We start from the raw sequence: 19034 nt of genomic DNA, 5'->3' as shown, positions 1-19034 counted from the left end.
ATCATCGTCTGGCTTACAAGATGTATGTTAGTGACAATGTCCTCAAAATCAGGGTCTTCCAGGATGGCCCATAAAAAGTTGTATTCATCCTTTTTGAGCCTGTATGATGTTCCGGTTTCCTGACAACTGTATCTTAAGAGATCCTCTATCTCTGTGCGCGCTGTCTCGTAGCGGGATGATTCAATGGGTTTAAAACATATTCCTGCCACAGTGGCGGGCTTAATTCCCAGATTTGTTTCAAGAGTGATGCTTGCCGTGGAAATGGCAAACAATCTGTCAGTTTTTGCTTTTGGGAGCTTGCTCCTTCCAAGTATCGTGTCCAGAATTCCCATCAGAACTCCAGCTCCCTTTCTAATTTCTCAAGTGCTGCTAGGCGCTTTTCCGTAGAAGGGTGTGTGGATAGGAGCTGCATGATGGAAGAGCCGGATATTGCAGGGATAATAAAAAAGGCGTTCATGCCTTCAACTTTCCTTAGGTCCTCAGATGGCACTCTCTGCATCGTACCGCTTATCTTCATAAGGGCGGATGCGAGCTTGGATGGCTTCCCGGTTATAATTGCAGCACCTCTGTCAGCAGAGAATTCCCTGTATCTTGAAAGAGCGCGTATGAGAAGGAAGCTTATCACCCACACGATCAAGGAAACTATCCACACTACTATGAGTCCTCCATTTCCTTCTCGCCTGTTGCCGCCTCCACCAAAGTACAGGGCGTATCTTACGATGAAGAAAGCAACAGTTGAAAGGAAGCTGGCTATGGTCAGTACTGTCATATCCCGGTTCTTTATGTGGGTCAGTTCATGTCCCAGCACGGCTTCAAGTTCTTCCCGGTCAAGGCTTCGCATAAGCCCTGTAGTAACGGCAACAACTGCGTTCTTTTTGTTCCTGCCGGTGGCAAAAGCGTTAGGCATCATAGTATTCATGATAGCTATTCTTGGCACCGGGATATCTGCGATCGCACACAGCCGTGTGATGATCTCGTGCAGTTCAGGCTCCTCGCTTGCAGATACAATTCTGGCTCCCGACGTCCACAATACCATCTTGTCAGAATAGTAGTATTGTACGAACATCATTACTCCTGCGAACAGGAGTATGAACATGGAATCTGCCCCATTAGCGGCCAGGAATACCAGGAAGAGCAGATACACAGCTCCCAGCAAGAACATGGTAAAGAGCATCCTGCTCTCCAATCCTATATCATGTTTCCATTTTCTCATGGAGTATACCTCTTTGGAATCATGTGTGATTTAATCTCTTGGATGTTGTCATCTGCATATATCAACTGCGCTTATATTCCCTGCACATGTCCACAAAAGCCTTTACAGGGAAGCTCACAGGATGGGCGTGCTGGTAACATGCCAGAGAATTGTGCTCCACAATGCCATCCCATCCGTCTTTAATTCCTTTGCCGCGTTTCATCTCAAACGTAAGCCGGGCATCGTTATCACAATATGTAACGGAATAATGGAACTCATGTCCGCGCACTGGTCCTTTTATGAACGCTCCGTGGGCGTAGCCTTCCGTATATCCCAGGGCCTGGAGCTTCTTTGTAAGCACTGTACGTGCCGAGAAAAGGTCAGCCATCTTATAGGTAACATCATCGATCTCATATGAGGTGGAAAGATACTGCAATCCTCCGCATTCCCCGTATATGGGCATCCCATCTGCTGAAAGGTCCTTTAAGGCTTTCGTAGTTGCAGAAGCTTCAAGTTCGCACGGATACAATTCAGGATAACCTCCGCCAAAGTACATGCCGTCAACATCCGGTAATTCTCCTGCCATGGGGCTGAAGAACACAACTTCCGCACCGTTTCTCCTGAATTCATCGAACATGTCAGCATAATAGAAGCAGAATGCTTTGTCCATTGCCACTCCTATTTTCAGGTCTGTTTCTGGAATTTCTTTCTCCTCGTAGGCATCCGTATTAGGTTCCCTGGCCAGCCCTATAATGGCATCCAGATCAACATTCTCTTCTATGAACCCTGCAAGCTCACCGGTATCGAACTCACATTCAAAGGCCATGTGTAGTCCCAGATGCCGGGAAGGTACGCTTATATCCTTGTTACGCGGAAGTGCTCCCACAATGGGTATGTCAGGAATGCAATCCCGGATCATTTTTGCATGTCTTGGACTTCCTACTTTGTTGAGTATCACGCCTGCGACTTCCACGCCGGGATCAAACTCTGAATATCCTTTTACAATAGCTGCGGCACTGCGTGACATCCCATGCACATTTACCACCAGGATCACGGGCACATCAAGGGATTTAGCTACATGTGCAGAACTGGCAACCTCGGTGGAATCCATGCCGTCAAAAAGTCCCATCACACCTTCGATGACCGAGATATCCGAACCGCCGGAAGTACGGGCAACTTCCCTTTTCACACCTTCCACTTCCATCATGAAGGTATCCAGGTTACGGGATGCTCTTTTACAGATCGCTGTATGGTAGGATGGGTCGATATAGTCCGGGCCGACCTTATAGGGCTGGACCTGCATGCCTCTTTTGACCAGTGCAGCCATTAGTCCCATGGAGGCTGTGGTTTTTCCAACACCGCTGTTAGTTCCCGCTATCAGTACCGCTTTTGTCATGAGTTTTACTGTGTATGTAACTTATATATATCATTATGTCCGTTTAAACCGCTCAAAGGCCTTTAAAAGGGATATATGCATTTATGAACGCTCCACACAAAACGGAATTCCTCACGGACGCTTATGGGCGTACCATAAAGAGCCTGAGGATGTCTGTTACTGACAGATGCAATCTGAATTGTATCTATTGCCATAACGAAGGTAGTAAGGGTACTGCAGGAGAGATGTCAGTGGAGGCTATTTCCAATATAGTGCACGTTGCTGCAGGCTTTGGGGTCAACAGGCTCAAGATATCGGGTGGAGAGCCACTGTTACGTAATGATCTGGAGGACATACTTGTTTCATTACCTCCTCTTAAGGATGTGTCTATGACGACCAATGGCGTCCTGCTCCGGGAGCGTGCACAGTCTCTAAAGGATGCGGGTCTTGACAGGGTGAACATAAGTCTTGATTCATTGAATGAGGGAAGCTATAGGCATATAACCAAGTGTAAGGATGGTGTGTTCAGGAAGGTTATAGAGGGCATCCATGCTGCAGTTGATGCTGGCCTCACCCCGGTGAAACTGAACATGGTCCTGCTTAAAGATGTCAATGAATCTGAGGTCGAGGACATGCTTTCCTTTGCAAGGGAATTCCAGGGGGAAGTGATATTGCAGCTTATCCAGCTCATGGATTTCAGGGATGTAGCCTGTTATCATGTAGATGTGGACGAGATCGAAAAAGAACTTGAACTGAAGGCAGGATGTGTCCAGGTCAGAGAGTTGCATCACAGAAAAAAATATCTTATCGATGGTGCTGAGGTTGAATTCGTCAGACCTGTGGATAACACCGAGTTCTGTGCCAACTGCAACAGGCTGCGTGTAACGTCGGATGGAAAACTTCGTCCCTGTCTGCTTGTAAACGATAATCTTGTGGATGTTTCTCATGCCTCTGTGGAGGACATGCCCGATCTTTTCAGGCTTGCAGTAAGCAGAAGGATCCCATATTACAGAAAACAAAAGGAGATATGATCATGGAAGTGAAATTAACAGTTGATGGAAAGGATGTAGAGATCAATAACTTTGTACAGAAGATCCTTGCAGGTGCCGTGGTCGGTGCAGTCGGCACATTGAAAGATGTGGGGGACGACTGTAGTGAGATAGTGTTGAAAATAAAAAGATAAGCCTGCTCAGAGCAGGTGTTCTATTTCTGAAAAGTCAATAGGTGAAGTGGAATCCAGGGAGATGGGGGTGACAGAAACATGTCCTTTCTGTGAAACGGCATGTACATCGGTACCTTTTTCCTCTTCCATAATCAGATCTCCTGCTATCCAATAATAGGGCTTGCCTCTTGGATCATGTCTTTCTTCAACAGCTGTTCTGAAGACCTTTCTGGCAAGTCGTGTAATCTCTATTTCAGTATTTTCTTTTACCTGATGAGGGATGTTTACATTTAACAGGTCTACATGCTCAGGTAATCCGAATTTTATTACATTTTTTGCTATTCTGTTCACGATCTTAACCGCAACTTCAAAATCGTGGTCATATTCCCAGTTATCATCGAATTTATCCTTTTCTTCCTTTGCCTGTATCGAAACAGCAATAGCAGGTATCCCATAACTGGCTCCCTCAAGGGCAGCACCTATAGTTCCGGATGTGGTGATCGTATCGGTGCTAATGTTCTCGCCAATATTGAATCCCGATAAAATGAGATCGGGCATTTCTTTCATCACAGCGAATATTCCAAGTATTACGGAATCAGTGGGGGTGCCGCCAACGGCATAAACATTCATATCATTGATAGTAGCCTGGTTTATCCTCAAAGGCTCAAAAATGGAGATCGATCTTCCCACTCCACTCTGCTGCATGGAAGGTGCACATACAGTTACTTCTCCTATATCCTGTACACTTCGGTATGCTGCGCGGATACCTGCAGAGTATACGCCATCATCGTTTGTAAGCAATATCTTTGGCATAGGTCCATCTTTGTCAGACCTTGCCTTAAAATTAATCCATGGGAACTGGCAAAACAGTTTGATTTAGGAAAAGGTGATCAGATCATGCGCTTCACACATTTACATACATTCTTCTAGGTCCTCTTTCAGATTCCTGATCCTCTTCCTTTTCCTGCATCTGGGCCATCATTTTTACTTCTTCAAGGACTTCTATCTCATCACGCATCTCTTCCAGCCTGCCAATGATGGCTTCTATTTCCTGGTTTTGTTCAGTGGGGATCTTGGGATTATTACTTATGATCTCCAGCAGCAATGATGCATCATCAAGCACCTGGGCAATAATGGTCCTGTCCATATATTCTTTAGCTTTCCTGTTCTCCCCATATGTCAGGCTCCCATTGAAATCGCTCAGCTGCTCTTCAAAAAGCCCGATATCATAATGTGCAGACTTGAAAAGTTTTTTGACGTAGTCTTCCCGGTAAACCTGTTTGGCGTTTTTAAGGACACGGGTAAATTTTCTATAATCCATTTTTTCACATCGCAGATCAGAAGGTATTTGCAGTGATGTGTCAACATCAGTTGCCAATGCAATTTATTCATTGGCTCTTTATGAGTACCTTTATTCAGACCAGTCTTCTTCCATGACGGTTTTAGTTCTTATGGGTTCTATGCTCTTTGGTGTGCACACGGTTTCAACGAACTGTCCACCGTTGACCTGATAGGAATAATCCACTTCAGAACCATAGTTCTCTTCTTCATCTGGAATAATGCAGTCACACAGGTAGATATGTAAACTTCCGTCGCCATCCATAAATACGGAGGGTCTTACACCGGCATTGTCATATTCTTCAACTATTCCTCTAAAAACCAGTGACATGTATCTCTTTGCTTCCATCGGCCATCACTACACTGAGATACATGTGTTCACGCATTTAAGTATGATGGCCTTATTTTGCATACTATGTTCATGATTATCTTTTATATGTTCAAAAACAATTTACTGATAACTATTTTTGCAATGATCCAACTTGTTTCACATACGATCTTTCATTCCTACATATGGATGTCCATAAGAAATGTTTTTAAGCCTTGAAAGATAGGTGATATGGTAAAAACGCGTTTCAATTATCAGATGGTATTATTATGCTTGAAGATGAATATCAGCTTGATTTTTTCAAGGATAACGGTTTTGTCAGGAAACAGTGTCCTAAATGTGGCAAGTTCTTCTGGACCCGGGACCTTGAAAGGGCCACATGTGGTGATGCACCCTGTGACCCTTATTCTTTTATAGGCAACCCTGTGTTCAAAAAGAGTTTCGATCTGGCAGAAATGAGGGAATATTACCTGAATTTCTTTGAGGAAAGAGGTCATACCAGAATGAGCAGATATCCTGTGGTGGCTCGCTGGAGGGATGATATATACCTTACGATCGCATCTATTGCAGATTTCCAGCCATTCGTTACATCCGGTGAGGTTGCTCCTCCTTATAATCCTCTTACGATATCTCAGCCGTGCATCAGGCTTTCTGATCTGGATGCGGTAGGCAGGAGTGGCCGCCATCTTACAACCTTCGAGATGATGGCCCATCATGCATTCAACAAGCCGAATGCTGAAATATATTGGAAGGACAGGACAGTGGGACTCTGTGATGAACTGTTGAATTCTCTGGGAGTGGACCCCATGGCAGTTACTTATAAGGAAGAGCCGTGGGCAGGAGGTGGAAATGCGGGCCCATGTGTGGAAACTCTGGTTGGGGGCCTGGAAGTTGCCACCCTTGTGTTCATGGATCTGGAACAGGTAAAGGACGGACCCATCGAAATAAAAGGTGAGATGTACCGCAAGATGGACAATTATATTGTGGACACTGGCTATGGTCTTGAACGTTTCGTCTGGGCTTCTAAAGGTTCTCCTACTATTTACGATGCGATATTCCCCAATATCGTCAAAGAGCTTATGGATCTCGCTGGTATTGAACATGAGCTTGCGGATCCCGAATATGCGAACATCCTTGCCCAGAATGCAAGGCTTGCAGGGCTCATGGATGTGAGTGAAAAGGCAAACCTTATGGAACTGCGCAGGCAAGTGGCTTCCAGTATAGGGACCACAGCTGAAAAGCTTGCAGCCATAATGCAACCCGTGGAAACCGTATATGCTATCACTGACCACAGCAGATGTCTTACTTTTATGCTTGGAGATGGTATCATCCCTTCCAATGTAAAGGCAGGGTACCTGGCGAGACTGGTGCTTAGAAGGACACTCCGTATGATGAAGGATCTCAATATTTCGATCCCTCTTAGCGAGATCGTACAAATGCATATAAAGAACCTGCCGGAATATCCGGAATTCGCTGAAAGGTTCGAAGTGATAGAAGATATCCTCCATCATGAAGAGATCAAGTTCCAGGAAACTCTGGAGCGTGGCAGGAGAATGATCAGTAAGTCTGCCAGGCACTACAGGCAGACCGGGGAAAAAATGCCTCTGGAGCAGATCATCGAGATGTATGATACTCATGGCATCCCGCCTGAAGTATCAAAAGATGTCGCTGCAGAAGAAGGTGTCACAGTAGACCTTCCGGATAATTTCTATTCCCTTGTGGCAGGAAGGCATAGCAAGGCAGAGGAAAAAGAAGAAAAGGTATTCCCTTATGCTGAACGCGTCTCCCGTCTTCCTTCTACCAAGAAGTTATTCTATGATGAACCCAACAGGATGGATTTCGAGGCTGTTGTCCTTGATCTTTTCGACAATTATATTGTATGTGATAGCACTCTTTTCTATCCTGAGGGCGGTGGACAGCCTGCAGATCACGGTACCTTTGTACTTGAAGATGTGGTGCTGAACGTAGTGGATGTCCAGATCGTAAAAGGTGTAGTAGTTCACCGGATAGACGCTATGGAGAATCAGCTTCATCTGCGCAAGGGTGACATTGTGACAGGCCGTGTTAATAAGGACCGCCGCATGGCGCATGCATGCCATCACACAGCCACTCATATCGTCAACGATGCTGCGAGAAAGGTACTTGGTGATCATATCTGGCAGGCAGGTGCCCAGAAAACAGAAAACAGGGCCCGTCTCGATATCACACATTACAAGCGTATCACAAAAGAGCAGCTTAACCAGATCGAGCTTCTTGCAAATAAGACTGTCATGGATAACCAGAGGGTTACTGCTGAATGGATGGAACGGAACCAGGCTGAACAAAAGTATGGCTTCGGCCTTTATCAGGGAGGTGTTCCTAAAGGGAATATGATCCGCGTGCTGAAAGTAGCTGATGATATAGAAGCATGCGCTGGCACTCATTGTAGTAACACTGGTCTTGTGGGGCCCATTAAAGTGCTAAAGACAGAGCGCATCCAGGATGGTGTGGAACGTATTGAGTATGCTGCAGGTATGGCAGCTGTGAGGGCCATTCAGGAAACGGATTATTATCTGACGACTGCCTCTGAAGCCCTACGGGTGCTTCCGGAGCAGCTTCCTGTGACCATCGACCGTTTCTTCAGCGAATGGAAAGAGTTCAAAAAAGAGAATGAAAGGCTAAAGGAAGAGATGGCGCAGTTGCGTGTGGTAAAGATGTCCAGTCAGGCCCAGGATCTTAGTGGTTTGAGGCTTGTTGCACAGCATGTGGATCATGCTGATACCGATGAACTCGTCAAGATCGCCGGTGAGCTAACTCAGGATGATGACGTTATGGCTCTCCTTATCAGTGATTTCGAGGGTATTAAGATCGTTGCTGCAGCAGGCAAAAAAGCTATTGGCAAAGGAGCCGATTCCGGAAAGGTTGTACGTGAAATGTCCAAGATAGTAGGAGGCGGTGGCGGAGGGAGGCCGGACATGGCTCGCGGTGGCGGCGCAGACACCTCTAAAGCTGCCGAGGCCATGGAAAAAGGCATTTCTATGATCAAAGCTTCTCTCAAAGTTTAAAATTGGGGCTCTGACACGGTGATAGGTATTTTCTATCACCTCTCTTTCTACAAGAAGGTTCATGTTGTTAATGTCACAAGGTTTTTCTGGTAAACCCATGTAAGGTAAAGAAAAAAGTGCTTCCTTTGTTCTTCTCGCTCTCCACCCATATCTTCCCTCCATGATGTTCAATGATACGTTTGGCAACGGTGAGGCCAAGACCATTTCCTCCATATCTTCTCTTACTGCTGCCGTCTCTCTGGTAGAAGTGATCGAATACTCTGTCCAGGTCTTCAGGCGATATCCCTATACCTCTATCTACAACTTTTACAGTTATGAGCTCTTCAGAAGATGCTGCCTCTATGATCACATCCTCTCCGGGGTGATTGAATTTAATTGCATTGTCCAGAAGCTTGGTCATAGCATAACAAAGTTTATCCGGATCAGCTTTTACACACATTCCACGTTTGATCATATTCTTAACATCGATGTCAGCTTCCCGAGCCTTTGATATCACTTTCTCGACAGCTTTCTCCACAACATCGTGTAAATGTACACAATCATATACTCTCGATTTAATGTCTTCTTCATTCATAGCGACTTCTAACAGATCTTCTATCATCCATTCTTGTCTTTTTAAGGCCTCCAGGGATTTCTGAAGGTATTTGTTACGTTTTTCTCTGTTCTCCTCTTCTGATGCTATTTCTATGAACCCTTTTACTATGGTCAAAGGTGTGCGCAGTTCATGTGATATATTAGAAACGATGTTGTTTTTTATCTCATCAATTTTTTGTACCTCTTTGATATTCTTTATCACACAAACAAGTTTTTTCGTAGAATAGAGTTCCACATGTCCATATCTTATTGAAACATGCTTCATAGTTCCCGTTTTTAAGAGCAGATTGGTATCTAACTGCTTATTTTCACAATTTTGTGTATTATTCCGTCCCAGCCGGAACAAGCAATCTTCATGTGGAGAGAAAAAAGTGTTCATATGCCTTCCAACTATTTCATCTTCCACAAATCCGGAAAGATCCACAAAACTTTCGTTCACATATTCTATCTTACCCATGTCATCTGTTACAAAAATGGCATCATGGGTTGCAATTGTTATTAAGTTCAGGTAGTTTCGGGTTTCCAATACTTTTCTGGATGTTTCCTCTATCTCGTTAACGAGTTTTTGCATATATGTTCCAATTTGAACGCAAGTATCCGAAACCCCACTTGCCATGCTGTTTTTCACATCAAAGAGGTAATTGATATTGTCTTCATCTAGTTCATCAGATCCTTTTTTAAGCATCTTGATCTGTGGAAGGGAAAATATGATTATGGTGTATGCTATCAATGAGGCAGCAATTATCAAAGGAGTCGTGAAGGCTAAAGATTCTTTGGTTTGCATTTCAGTTAAATACTTTTGGATGGTATAAGAGGCAGCAACTAAAATTCCCGTTAAAAAAGTGACACTAACCAGTAATAATAACCTCTTTTCCAATATCAATGCACATAATTCGGAAGATGCCAACCTACAATTCTTGCCGAACATTTATGATACGCAATTCACTACTTATGAAAATCAGGGTCCCCTAGGGATCGCTGATCATATCTTTATATTGTTTTGCCCGACATTCCAGCATTCACTGGAAAGTATACTTCATATTGTATTCATAGTTTATATTTTTAATGCTATTATTATATAGTGTAACAGAGCAGAGTACCAAAGTTTAATATGAGAACGAAACAAATATTTACTATTATATTAGACAAGGTCAATATGATGAATGCGGACGAAACACACGACATTATTTATGCTTTAAGAGAGGGCCTGAGGTCAAAAACTGTTCTTTTCCTGGCTCCCGTAGATGTTGCTGTAGGACGTATTGTTTATTTTTATGTGTATGATCTGCTGCAAAGCGATCCCCAACAAAAAGTGGTCTGGCTTTGCCTGAAAACCCCCTGGAATAAAGTTATAGGGACGTTTCAGGAATACCAATACGATATTGATAAGGAGCGTATAATTTTCATAGACTTGCTTCCTCCGGGTAAAGAGCCTTCTGAGGGTGTTCTCTATTTCTCTTCCCCATCTGATCACACTAAGATAGCTTCTCATGTGGTACAATTATTTGATAAATTCCCAGGCTCGGTTCTAGTGATCGACAGCATGACCGTGTTGGGCACAGATAATATGCAGGTGGTGGAAAGTTTCATCAATTTCGTCCGCACAAAAGTTTCAGAGAAGAATGGTTCCATTGTTGCCATATTAGGAAAGGATACTCTTAAAGATGAATCAGAAGCTCTTATTAAATCTTTCTTTGAGATAATCGTGGAGCTTACAAACATAGGTGAGATCCATGCAGAGATCGGAATGAAGACTCTGGATGCAAGGTTCCATGTTGAAGATGGGAAATTATCCTTTGAATATATACAGAAGAAGTTAATGAGAGGTCGTCTCAAGATCCTCATTGTAGATGATGAACCGGACATACCCGATCTTCTGCAGCTGTCACTTTCGAATCAGCCCTATGATTTTGTTGTAGCATATAATGGACAGCAAGCCATCGAAGCCACATTGAGGGAGCGCCCTGACCTGATCCTCCTTGACATAATGATGCCTGATATGGACGGATACGAAGTCGTGGAACATCTCAAGCAAAGCGCAACATCCGCTAATATCCCTGTGATAATGATCTCTGCAAAGACCGCTGTAGAAGACAAGGTACGAGGCATGGAATTGGGAATTGATGATTACATTGCCAAACCTTTTGATAAGCGTGAGGTAAATGCCAGGATTAGGATGGTAATGCGTAGATTTGGTTGGACTGAAGAAGAGTGATCAAGGCAAATTTTAGTTACTATTAAATAAATCGATCAAAGAGCCAGAACTCTTCTCTCTTATTTACTAATAATTAAAGTCAGAAGGTGCTCTTATGGAAACATGCGCAACACTCATTTACTGGAATAAATACCAGTATACTGCGAATTTCCTTTAAGGAAGACGGGTACGTATGTGATATCCATCCGGTGTGTTCTTAAAAATCAGACTCAATAAATTAAGTAAGGATCACTGGATCTTCTCGCAGATGTAAGCTATTTTTTCTCTGGCAAAAAGAATTGCCTTCCTTTCTCCTTTCAGGTCCCTTTCAAGTTTATTGCGAATATCCCAATACATAGCGGGATCTACCTCTGCTCGCAGTAATACCTTACCATATCTTCGTTTTTTAAGCTCACTGTTTATGGTCTCAGGTACGAACTCGACACTAAAGACCATTGTATAGGTGTTCTTTATTATGGGATGGTCCACAAGAGTATTTGAGGTCAGCATCAAACGTTTGTTGTCCATTCGGAAGATAGATGTTCCTTCTTTAAGTTCTGTAATGAGTTCAGGCAGCAACTCAGCTTTTACTACGGATGGGTCGGGCTCATACAGGTATCTTCCGGGTTTTTTTACATCAACCATCTCGATCTCTTCAACATGCCCGGTTTTTCCACACAGTTTTATTGATCCAGGCAAGGAAAGTGCAGATCTGCTGCAGGACTTAAGCCTTCCAAAATACAGATCCAGCCGATTAAGTTCTCCATCCAGGGAAAGGTATTCAAGCTCACAATCAAAATTTATTCTGTCAGGGGGCAATTGAGGAGGTGCCTCAAAAACAAAGTTACTTGTCTTTTCGGAATATGCTGTCAGTACGTCAGGTATGTGTGGAGTCAGATTATATATGTCACGCTTATCTTCTGTTGCAGCTCTTGCAGGATCAGAGAATACAACATCCACTGCAGGTATCTGTTCAAGCACATCCTCTGAGAGCGCATCCCCGCAAATGAATTCCACATTGTCCAAACCAAACAGCCTGCAGTTCTTTCTGGCAAGCTCTATTTTAGCAGGTTCGATCTCAATGGCATATACAATATCACACTCTCGTGCAAAATATACTGTTTGTCCTCCAATTCCACAGCTTATGTCCGCAAGACTGGAGCATTTGAGTCTTTTTGCCCTATATGCAGCCACTGGCCATGGTGTTGCAAAGCGCAGGCCATCTTTATCAGAAAATAATCGCTTTTCAAAATTCTTTTTTCGTGTCACCTGGATCAAATCATTAAGGGTCTTAATACATTTAAACCGATCCGTCTGCAAAGAACTGCTTAATGTGCTTTTACTTGGAATATAATTATATAATATTGAGGACATACATATCAGCACTATAGCAGTCTGAATGCATGTTACAATGTGGAATTCAAGCAAATCCTAAAGGTCTAAGATGGCAGGGCTTGGCGACAAGATCAAGAACATAAGTTCTCTTCTGAAAAAAGGAGGTAAAAATAAATCGACCAATTCTCCATTCAGTGGTAACTCTGATCCGTTTTCCAATGCTCCTCCTGGTCTTGGCCTAGTACCTGATCTCTCAGCAGGGATGCCTCACTCCCAGAGTGGTATTTCCCCTCCTGGAATGCCTCCGGGTATTTCCTCTCCTCAAAAACCCGGTCAGTCTGGTCCACTTGGTGGTTTTCCTCCTGGGATGCAAACTCCTGCAGAGAAGCCATCTGTTGATGCCGCGGCACTGGAAGCTAATAATAAGAAAATAAAGGAGATAGAGGGTAAAATTGCAAAAGCAGAAGTTAGCCTCTCAATGGTGCAGAAGGAGAATGAAGAAGTAAGCAAAACAGTGGCAAAGATGGATAAGAACATCCTCGAATTGCTATCTTTATACGAGATCGTTTCTAACCAGGTGAACCCTTTTGTAGGTGATGATGCCGGAGGGAGGGCAACCCTGGAAAGGTTCGACAAGACTGAAAAAAGGATCAATGAACTAGGTAATATGCTTGTGATGCTGAAGAACGATCTAGATTCTTTTTCGCAGCGCATAAGTTCTTCAGGAGCTATAGACTCGGTTAGTGAAAAGATAAAGGATATGGAAACAAAGTTCGATGCTTTTGCAGATGCAATGGCTATGATGCACGAAAGCATCAATAATCTTTCTGAACAGACAAAGGAGCTAACTGAAAAAAATATTCTGGTGGATAATAACATTCTTGAGCTCTCAGAAACGATCAGTAAAATCTCTCTGAGAGTTGAAGATATAGAGAAAAATGGGGCTAAAACACTAAAAAATCAGATTTCTACATCTTTATCTCAGGATATCCCCTCAGAAGGATCAAATCCAAATGATCCGGAGAAACTTCAGGAGAAAAATCCTCTTGTAAGATTGGATGCCATACGCAAGGATCCCACAAGTGTCGTTGTCCTCCTTAACTGGATAGAGTTCCTTATGGAAAGGGTAGGAAGGAACAATTTGATGGATGCTCTTGACTATTATGTTGATATCGGCTGGATAAGCGATAATGTCCGGTCGGATATAATGGCCTATGCAAGAGGGATCGACTATTATGTAGAGAAGCCTACATGGCGCCTTCTCCCAGAGGACCACACTAAATCCCTGCTTTTTATAGAACGGTTATGTGGCCGCAAGATAGACAAGAACATGCTGAGCAGTGTTGATCGGGAGATGTCAAAGGTAAAGCACGGACTGGAGGAATTATATGGGCTTTGAGACATCCGTTGTATTGACCATTTTCTTTGTGTCTGTAATGATCATGGCCACAATGTCATATACCACTATCAGTTCTTCTAATGACTTGCTATCGTCTTCTGCTGATGAGCATTATTCCCTTATTAATAAGAAATTGCATACCGATGTGCAGATCGTTGGTTCAAGTGCTATTATCCACAATTCGACTTACCAGCTGTCCCTGGAGGTTCTAAATACGGGCAGTGAAACTTTGAGGTCGGATGAACTAGAGGTACTCGTTGATGGTGTCTATAAGCCTTATTCACTTGCAGCAAATGCTACCACCACATGGACTCCACAAACCTCTGTCGCCTTAAACATCTATGATCTATCAGGTTTTGGTGACCATAGGTTAAAAGTAGTTACTGAGAACGGGATCTGCGATTATTATTCGTATAACATTTGAGGCCAGATGCTCTAGGAATCAATATATACTAATAATAATATATTATTCTTCTATATGTTTGATCATCCTGAGGTTGACAGAACAGTGTTCAGTACACGACAATTCAGTAAGTTCTCTGCAGACAAGGCAGGTGAAACTGCAATTACCCACATGATATTCTTCATAGCAGCTGTTATCATAGCGATGGGTGTTGTTGCTGTTCTTTCCGTAAATATTCAGTCACTTACAGGAGCCACTTATTTAGGAAACAAAGTTCTATCCGATCAGATCCGCACAGATATTACGATAATAAATGATCCAGAGATCGTACCTTACAACAGTTACGAGAAACGCTACACTTTCTATGCAAAGAATACAGGAGTTTCTGAACTTAATACTGAGTTTATTACCATCCTGGTCGATGGGATGCTCATAGAGCCTTCTGATGTGCAAAGCAGTGTAATAGACGGGGATGTGGTATGGCGTCCGGGAGATGTACTGGTCGTCAACGTAACAATGTCATCAGCTCTTAGTCATGGTGATCATCGTGTTCATATCACTGCTGAGAATGGAAAGTCCGGGTCGATGAGTTTTATAACATGAATGTGAGGTATACATTTGGCAGACGTTTATCCATTTAGCATTTCCAGGGATGAGTTCAATGACAAACTGGGCGGAGGTTTTCCATCCGGTTCCTTTGTAGTAATAGAAGGTGGTAGTGGCGGGGGAAAAAGTACCATTACCCAGCGTCTGACATATGGGTTCATAGAGAACAAGACCAGTGTAACTCTGGTCTCTACACAGCTTACTACCAAGGGTTTTATAAATCAGATGTATTCTCTTGACTATCCCATTGCACCTTATCTTCTGAACGGCACCCTGCTTTACATACCTGTCATTCCTCTTGTTCAGGCTGCAAAATCCCGTCTGGACTTTGTTGAAAGACTAATGAGCGCAGAAGAACTTTTCGATAAAGATGTGATCATAATAGATACAATATCATCCCTTATCAAATACAGTGCAAACATTGAAAAAAGCCTGGACCTCATCTCCTTCTTCAAGAAACTCAATGGTATTGGCAAAGTGATCATTCTCACAATAGAACCCAGCCAGCTCAGCGAAGAAATAACTTCTATGTTCAGGTCAAGTTGCGATATATATATCACGCTGAAGTCAAGGCCCATGGCGAATGAGGTCAAGAGGACTGTAGTTGTCAATAAGTTCACTGGTGCTAAGGGGCCTGTAGGACAGATGATAGGTTTCAGGATCGAACCCAAGGTTGGTCTGGTAGTGGAGATAGCTTCTGTTTCATGATACAGGAGGTTATGTGAATGGATGCTGATTTCCAGAAAGCCATACAAAGGAATCCTCATCTTGGTGAGTATATAGAGAAATTCAAGAAAGAAAAAGGTTCAGATTCAGAGCCCCAATTCCTTGTAAGCTTGTCAAAGGACATTGAAATTGATAATGTCAATATCATCCTTCCTGTGGGGGACCCTATCTTCATCCATATTTATGGTACTCCTGAAATGGGTGAGATCAAATACTATACCATAGAACCTGGCCTATCGGAGAAGGAAAAGAAGAAGTATGACACTATCATGAGCCTTATCCTTGAAAAATCTGCAAAGGAGCCCATACCACAATCTGAGGCAGATCTAAAAGAACTGATCACTAAACTATTGAACAGTTCAGTGGACGTGGGTGCAGGAGGGGACATCGAAGATGACACAAAAGGAACAGGTGTCATACAAAAACTTATTCCTGTGAAGAAAAAAGTGCCAGTGAGTCAGCAGGAGTACAATAAGATACTGTACTATATAGAAAGGAATATCATTGGTTCAGGTCCCATAGAGCCTATTATCAGGGACCCTTATCTTGAGGATATCCACAGTATAGGTGTAAGTGGTGTGTTCATTGTTCACAAGATCTTCGGAATGCTTCAGACGGATATCACTTTTGGGGATGATGCAGGACTTGATAGCTGGCTGCGCAGTATGAGTGAGCGGATAGGCCGTCCTGTAAGTGATGCCCGCCCGATAGCTGATGGTGCCCTGCCTGATGGTTCACGTATCAACATCATATACAGTCCTGATATCAGCCGCAGAGGTAGCAGTTTCACAATGCGTAAGTTCATGGAGGTCCCTGTGAGCGTAGTACAACTTATCAAATGGGGTGCCCTCAGTGCCGAGATGGCAGCTTACATGTGGATCTGTCTGGAGAACGGTCAGAGTGTTTTCTTCAGTGGAGAAACAGCAAGTGGTAAGACCACAATGCTGAACGCATGTCTGTGCTTTGTCAATCCAAAATCCAAAATATACACTGCAGAGGACACAGCAGAAGTGCAACCTCCACAACCTGTATGGCAGCAGCTGATCACACGTGAGGATGGGCCGGTGGACTCAAGAGTAGACACTTTCGTATTGCTGAAAGCCGCATTACGTTCAAGGCCTAATTATATCATTGTGGGTGAGATACGAGGAGTGGAAGGAGCAGTAGCTTTCCAGGGCATGCAGACGGGCCATCCTGTAATGGCAACTTTCCACGCATCAGCAGTTACCAAGATGATACAGCGTCTTACAGGTGATCCTATTAACGTACCTGTGACTTTCATCGATAACCTGAACATTGCCATGATCCTCTCTGCAGTGTACAGGAAAGGTAAGTTCCTAAGGCGTTGCCTTGCTATAGAGGAGATCGAAGGATATTATGAAGAAGCAGGTGGTGTGGTCACAAGGGCTGTTTTCCAGTGGGACCCTGAAAATGATAAACATATCTTCCGTGGACTTAATAATAGTTACATTCTTGAAAACAAGATCGCTACAAAATTAGGTTACGATGACAAACGTAAGATCTATCAGGACCTGCTCCTACGTGCCAGGATATTGAACGAAATGCGTTCCAGGGGCATAGAGGAATATTATGAGGTGCTGGAGGTCATAGTCAATTTCTACAAACATGGTGTTGAAGGTTTACCGTTCTCAGTATAAAGGTGTATGTGATGTACAGTAAGGCATTCCATTGTATGGGTGTGGAACCGACAACTTACATGAAAAAGATCGCTATACCTGTCATAGCATTCGGTTTTATCTTTTCCTTTTTACTTTATGCTGCGCTACCTACTTTATTTGAGGGAAGCACCAGGGTTATTCCCATCATGATCCCTGTAATTTGCATCCTCTTTGCAGTATATTACCCGCTTTCCATCTATGGGGGGCAAGCATCTCGCATTGATAACAACATGCATTATTATATCACTCAAATGGGCTCCATTGCCACCGCTGAAACTCCGCGGCTTGATATAATAAGGATCGTTTCCGATAACCTTGAATATAAGGAGCTAGCCACTGAAACAAAAAAGATCTACAATCTTGTTACTGTGTGGAATATGAGCCTTGCTGAAGCATGCAGGTTCATTTCCAAGAGAACACCATCTGTTATATTTGAGGACTTTCTGGACAGATTCGCTCATGGTTTACAGTCAGGAGAGAATATAAAAGCCTTTCTTTTTGCGGAGCAGAATGTTGTCATGAACGAATATGAATCCATGTACAACAGTGCTATGTATAATGTTGAGATCATCAAGGAACTCTTCGTTTCATTGGTAATGTCTCTTATATTCCTTGCATCTTTTGCCGTTATCATGCCGGTGATAACAGGAATGGATGCAATACTTCTCATGTCAATGGTGGTAGTAACGTTCATTATAACGGATGTTGTGATGCTTCTGTTCACAAAAGGTAAGGTGCCGAAGGATCCTCTGTGGAGCAAATCTCACATAATTCCTGACTATAAGCTCAAATTATACCGTTCGATCCCTATTTCTATAGGGGCATGTATCCTTGTTACTATTGCTGTTCTGCTTTACGGAAAAATTGTCACACCCATCGCTATTGCACTTTGCTTGACCCCTCTTGTGTACACAGGAAGGGTGTGCCGCAAGATCGAGAAAAGTATCAGGCGCAGGGATGAGAATTTTCCTGCCTTTATCAGGTCTCTTGGAAGCTCGGCAGGTGCCAGGGGTGGAGTGATAGATGAAGCATTGAAAGCATTGCGTATCCATGATTTTGGTCCTCTTACAAAAGATGTGAACGAGCTGTACAAGAGACTAAACACCAGGATCGACAAGTTCAAATCATGGGAGTTCTTTTCCGCAAATACGGGCAGTCATCTTATTCAGAGGTTCTGTGTAATGTTCGTTGAGTCAACTAACCTTGGAGGCAAGCCTGAGATCATAGGCGATATCATAGCTACGAATTTCCACAGGATAGTGACTCTAAGAAAAAAGAGGGTTCAATCTGCATCGAGCCTTGTGGGAGTATTTTACGGTCTTACTGCCGGAATTGGTTTTACGATGTACATCTCCGTGGGTGTGATCGACCTGATGCAGAGTATGTTCGCCAGTGTGGAAATGCCTGCGGGGATGTCCATGGGCATGATTATCTATACGAATATAGGAGACGTTGAAGTATTGTCTTTGATGGTATTGCTCATCATGATTGCACATTCTCTGATGTCTGCACTTCTGATCAGGGTTGTTGACGGGGGTCATCTTCTCAGTGCTACCATCGACTTTGTGATAATGGTGTGGATATCAGGTATTACGGCTGTGATCACGAAGGCTTCCATATGGTCGCTTTTGGGTATGAGTTGACAGAAATGTAACTGAA

General features: G+C 43.4%; 18 protein-coding genes. 10 read left to right on the top strand and 8 right to left on the bottom strand.

All coding sequences use genetic code 11. The features are described 5' to 3' along the window. The 3 genes from pspAB to AB7U21_RS00550 form a co-directional block, all read right to left on the bottom strand. On the bottom strand, positions 1–332 hold a 332-nt coding region (pspAB, locus tag AB7U21_RS00560; RefSeq protein ID WP_428386415.1), incomplete at its 3' end, for a PspA-associated protein PspAB. Next, positions 332–1213, bottom strand: a complete 882-nt coding sequence (gene htpX / locus AB7U21_RS00555) for a zinc metalloprotease HtpX (protein ID WP_428386413.1) — start codon at positions 1211–1213, stop codon at positions 332–334. The genes htpX and pspAB, both read right to left, overlap by 1 nt. A gap of 61 nt (positions 1214–1274) precedes the next feature. Then, positions 1275–2588 (bottom strand): cobyrinate a,c-diamide synthase, encoded by a 1314-nt coding sequence (locus AB7U21_RS00550; RefSeq protein WP_333786665.1) that lies wholly within the window; start codon positions 2586–2588, stop codon positions 1275–1277. Between the two features lie 83 nt (positions 2589–2671). Here AB7U21_RS00550 and moaA point away from each other — a divergent pair, with 83 nt between their 5' ends. Together moaA and AB7U21_RS00540 are read left to right on the top strand one after the other, a co-directional pair. Continuing rightward, positions 2672–3598 (top strand): GTP 3',8-cyclase MoaA, encoded by a 927-nt coding sequence (gene moaA, locus AB7U21_RS00545; RefSeq protein WP_333786666.1) that lies wholly within the window; start codon positions 2672–2674, stop codon positions 3596–3598. 2 nt (positions 3599–3600) lie between these two features. After that, positions 3601–3750: a hypothetical protein gene (locus tag AB7U21_RS00540; protein ID WP_333786667.1), complete on the top strand. Its 150-nt coding sequence runs from the start codon at positions 3601–3603 to the stop codon at positions 3748–3750. Positions 3751–3756: 6 nt separating this feature from the next. On the opposite strand, the gene surE is transcribed toward AB7U21_RS00540, so the two are convergent. The 3 genes from surE to AB7U21_RS00525 all read right to left on the bottom strand — a co-directional run bounded on the left by surE (position 3757) and on the right by AB7U21_RS00525 (position 5416). Then, positions 3757–4542, bottom strand: coding sequence for a 5'/3'-nucleotidase SurE (gene surE, locus AB7U21_RS00535; protein WP_333786668.1), 786 nt, complete (start codon positions 4540–4542; stop codon positions 3757–3759). 91 nt (positions 4543–4633) lie between these two features. Further along, positions 4634–5050 (bottom strand): hypothetical protein, encoded by a 417-nt coding sequence (locus AB7U21_RS00530; protein WP_333786669.1) that lies wholly within the window; start codon positions 5048–5050, stop codon positions 4634–4636. 90 nt (positions 5051–5140) lie between these two features. Beyond that, positions 5141–5416 carry a hypothetical protein gene (locus AB7U21_RS00525; RefSeq protein WP_333786670.1) on the bottom strand — a complete coding sequence of 92 codons (276 nt, stop codon included), beginning with the start codon at positions 5414–5416 and terminating at the stop codon, positions 5141–5143. A 248-nt stretch (positions 5417–5664) separates the two neighbouring features. On the opposite strand from AB7U21_RS00525, the gene alaS reads away from it, so the two are divergent. Beyond that, entirely contained in the window at positions 5665–8439 is a 2775-nt protein-coding gene (gene alaS, locus AB7U21_RS00520) for an alanine--tRNA ligase (RefSeq protein WP_333786671.1), read from the top strand. A 73-nt stretch (positions 8440–8512) separates the two neighbouring features. Here the strand turns inward: alaS and AB7U21_RS00515 are convergent, their stop codons facing one another. Continuing rightward, positions 8513–9817 carry a PAS domain-containing sensor histidine kinase gene (locus AB7U21_RS00515; RefSeq protein ID WP_333786672.1) on the bottom strand — a complete coding sequence of 435 codons (1305 nt, stop codon included), beginning with the start codon at positions 9815–9817 and terminating at the stop codon, positions 8513–8515. A gap of 372 nt (positions 9818–10189) precedes the next feature. On the opposite strand from AB7U21_RS00515, the gene AB7U21_RS00510 reads away from it, so the two are divergent. Beyond that, positions 10190–11248 carry a response regulator transcription factor gene (locus AB7U21_RS00510; protein ID WP_333786673.1) on the top strand — a complete coding sequence of 353 codons (1059 nt, stop codon included), beginning with the start codon at positions 10190–10192 and terminating at the stop codon, positions 11246–11248. Positions 11249–11476: 228 nt separating this feature from the next. Here the strand turns inward: AB7U21_RS00510 and AB7U21_RS00505 are convergent, their stop codons facing one another. Then, positions 11477–12496, bottom strand: a complete 1020-nt coding sequence (locus AB7U21_RS00505; RefSeq protein ID WP_333786674.1) for a methyltransferase domain-containing protein — start codon at positions 12494–12496, stop codon at positions 11477–11479. A gap of 175 nt (positions 12497–12671) precedes the next feature. Between AB7U21_RS00505 and AB7U21_RS00500 the strand changes: the two genes are divergently transcribed. From AB7U21_RS00500 to flaJ, 6 genes are read left to right on the top strand one after another with little or no spacing between them, the layout of a single operon-like run. Next, positions 12672–13961: a FlaD/FlaE family flagellar protein gene (locus AB7U21_RS00500; protein WP_333786675.1), complete on the top strand. Its 1290-nt coding sequence runs from the start codon at positions 12672–12674 to the stop codon at positions 13959–13961. Beyond that, positions 13951–14385 carry a hypothetical protein gene (locus tag AB7U21_RS00495; RefSeq protein WP_333786676.1) on the top strand — a complete coding sequence of 145 codons (435 nt, stop codon included), beginning with the start codon at positions 13951–13953 and terminating at the stop codon, positions 14383–14385. The genes AB7U21_RS00500 and AB7U21_RS00495 overlap by 11 nt, the downstream gene beginning before the upstream one ends. A 54-nt stretch (positions 14386–14439) precedes the next feature. Next, positions 14440–14967 (top strand): flagellar protein G, encoded by a 528-nt coding sequence (locus tag AB7U21_RS00490; RefSeq protein WP_333786677.1) that lies wholly within the window; start codon positions 14440–14442, stop codon positions 14965–14967. A gap of 15 nt (positions 14968–14982) precedes the next feature. After that, on the top strand, positions 14983–15678 hold the full coding sequence (locus AB7U21_RS00485) for an ATPase domain-containing protein (RefSeq protein ID WP_292352286.1): 696 nt from the start codon (positions 14983–14985) through the stop codon (positions 15676–15678). A gap of 17 nt (positions 15679–15695) precedes the next feature. Next, positions 15696–17354, top strand: a complete 1659-nt coding sequence (locus tag AB7U21_RS00480) for a type II/IV secretion system ATPase subunit (protein ID WP_333786678.1) — start codon at positions 15696–15698, stop codon at positions 17352–17354. 11 nt (positions 17355–17365) lie between these two features. After that, on the top strand, positions 17366–19018 hold the full coding sequence (flaJ, locus tag AB7U21_RS00475; protein WP_428386407.1) for an archaellar assembly protein FlaJ: 1653 nt from the start codon (positions 17366–17368) through the stop codon (positions 19016–19018). Positions 19019–19034: the final 16 nt, after the last annotated feature.

It is taken from the genome of Methanomethylovorans sp., assembly GCF_050177135.1.
Classification (GTDB): Archaea; Halobacteriota; Methanosarcinia; order Methanosarcinales; family Methanosarcinaceae; genus Methanomethylovorans.
The sequence above is the reverse complement of the archived record's forward strand: the minus strand, read 5'-3'. Positions and strand labels throughout refer to the sequence as shown.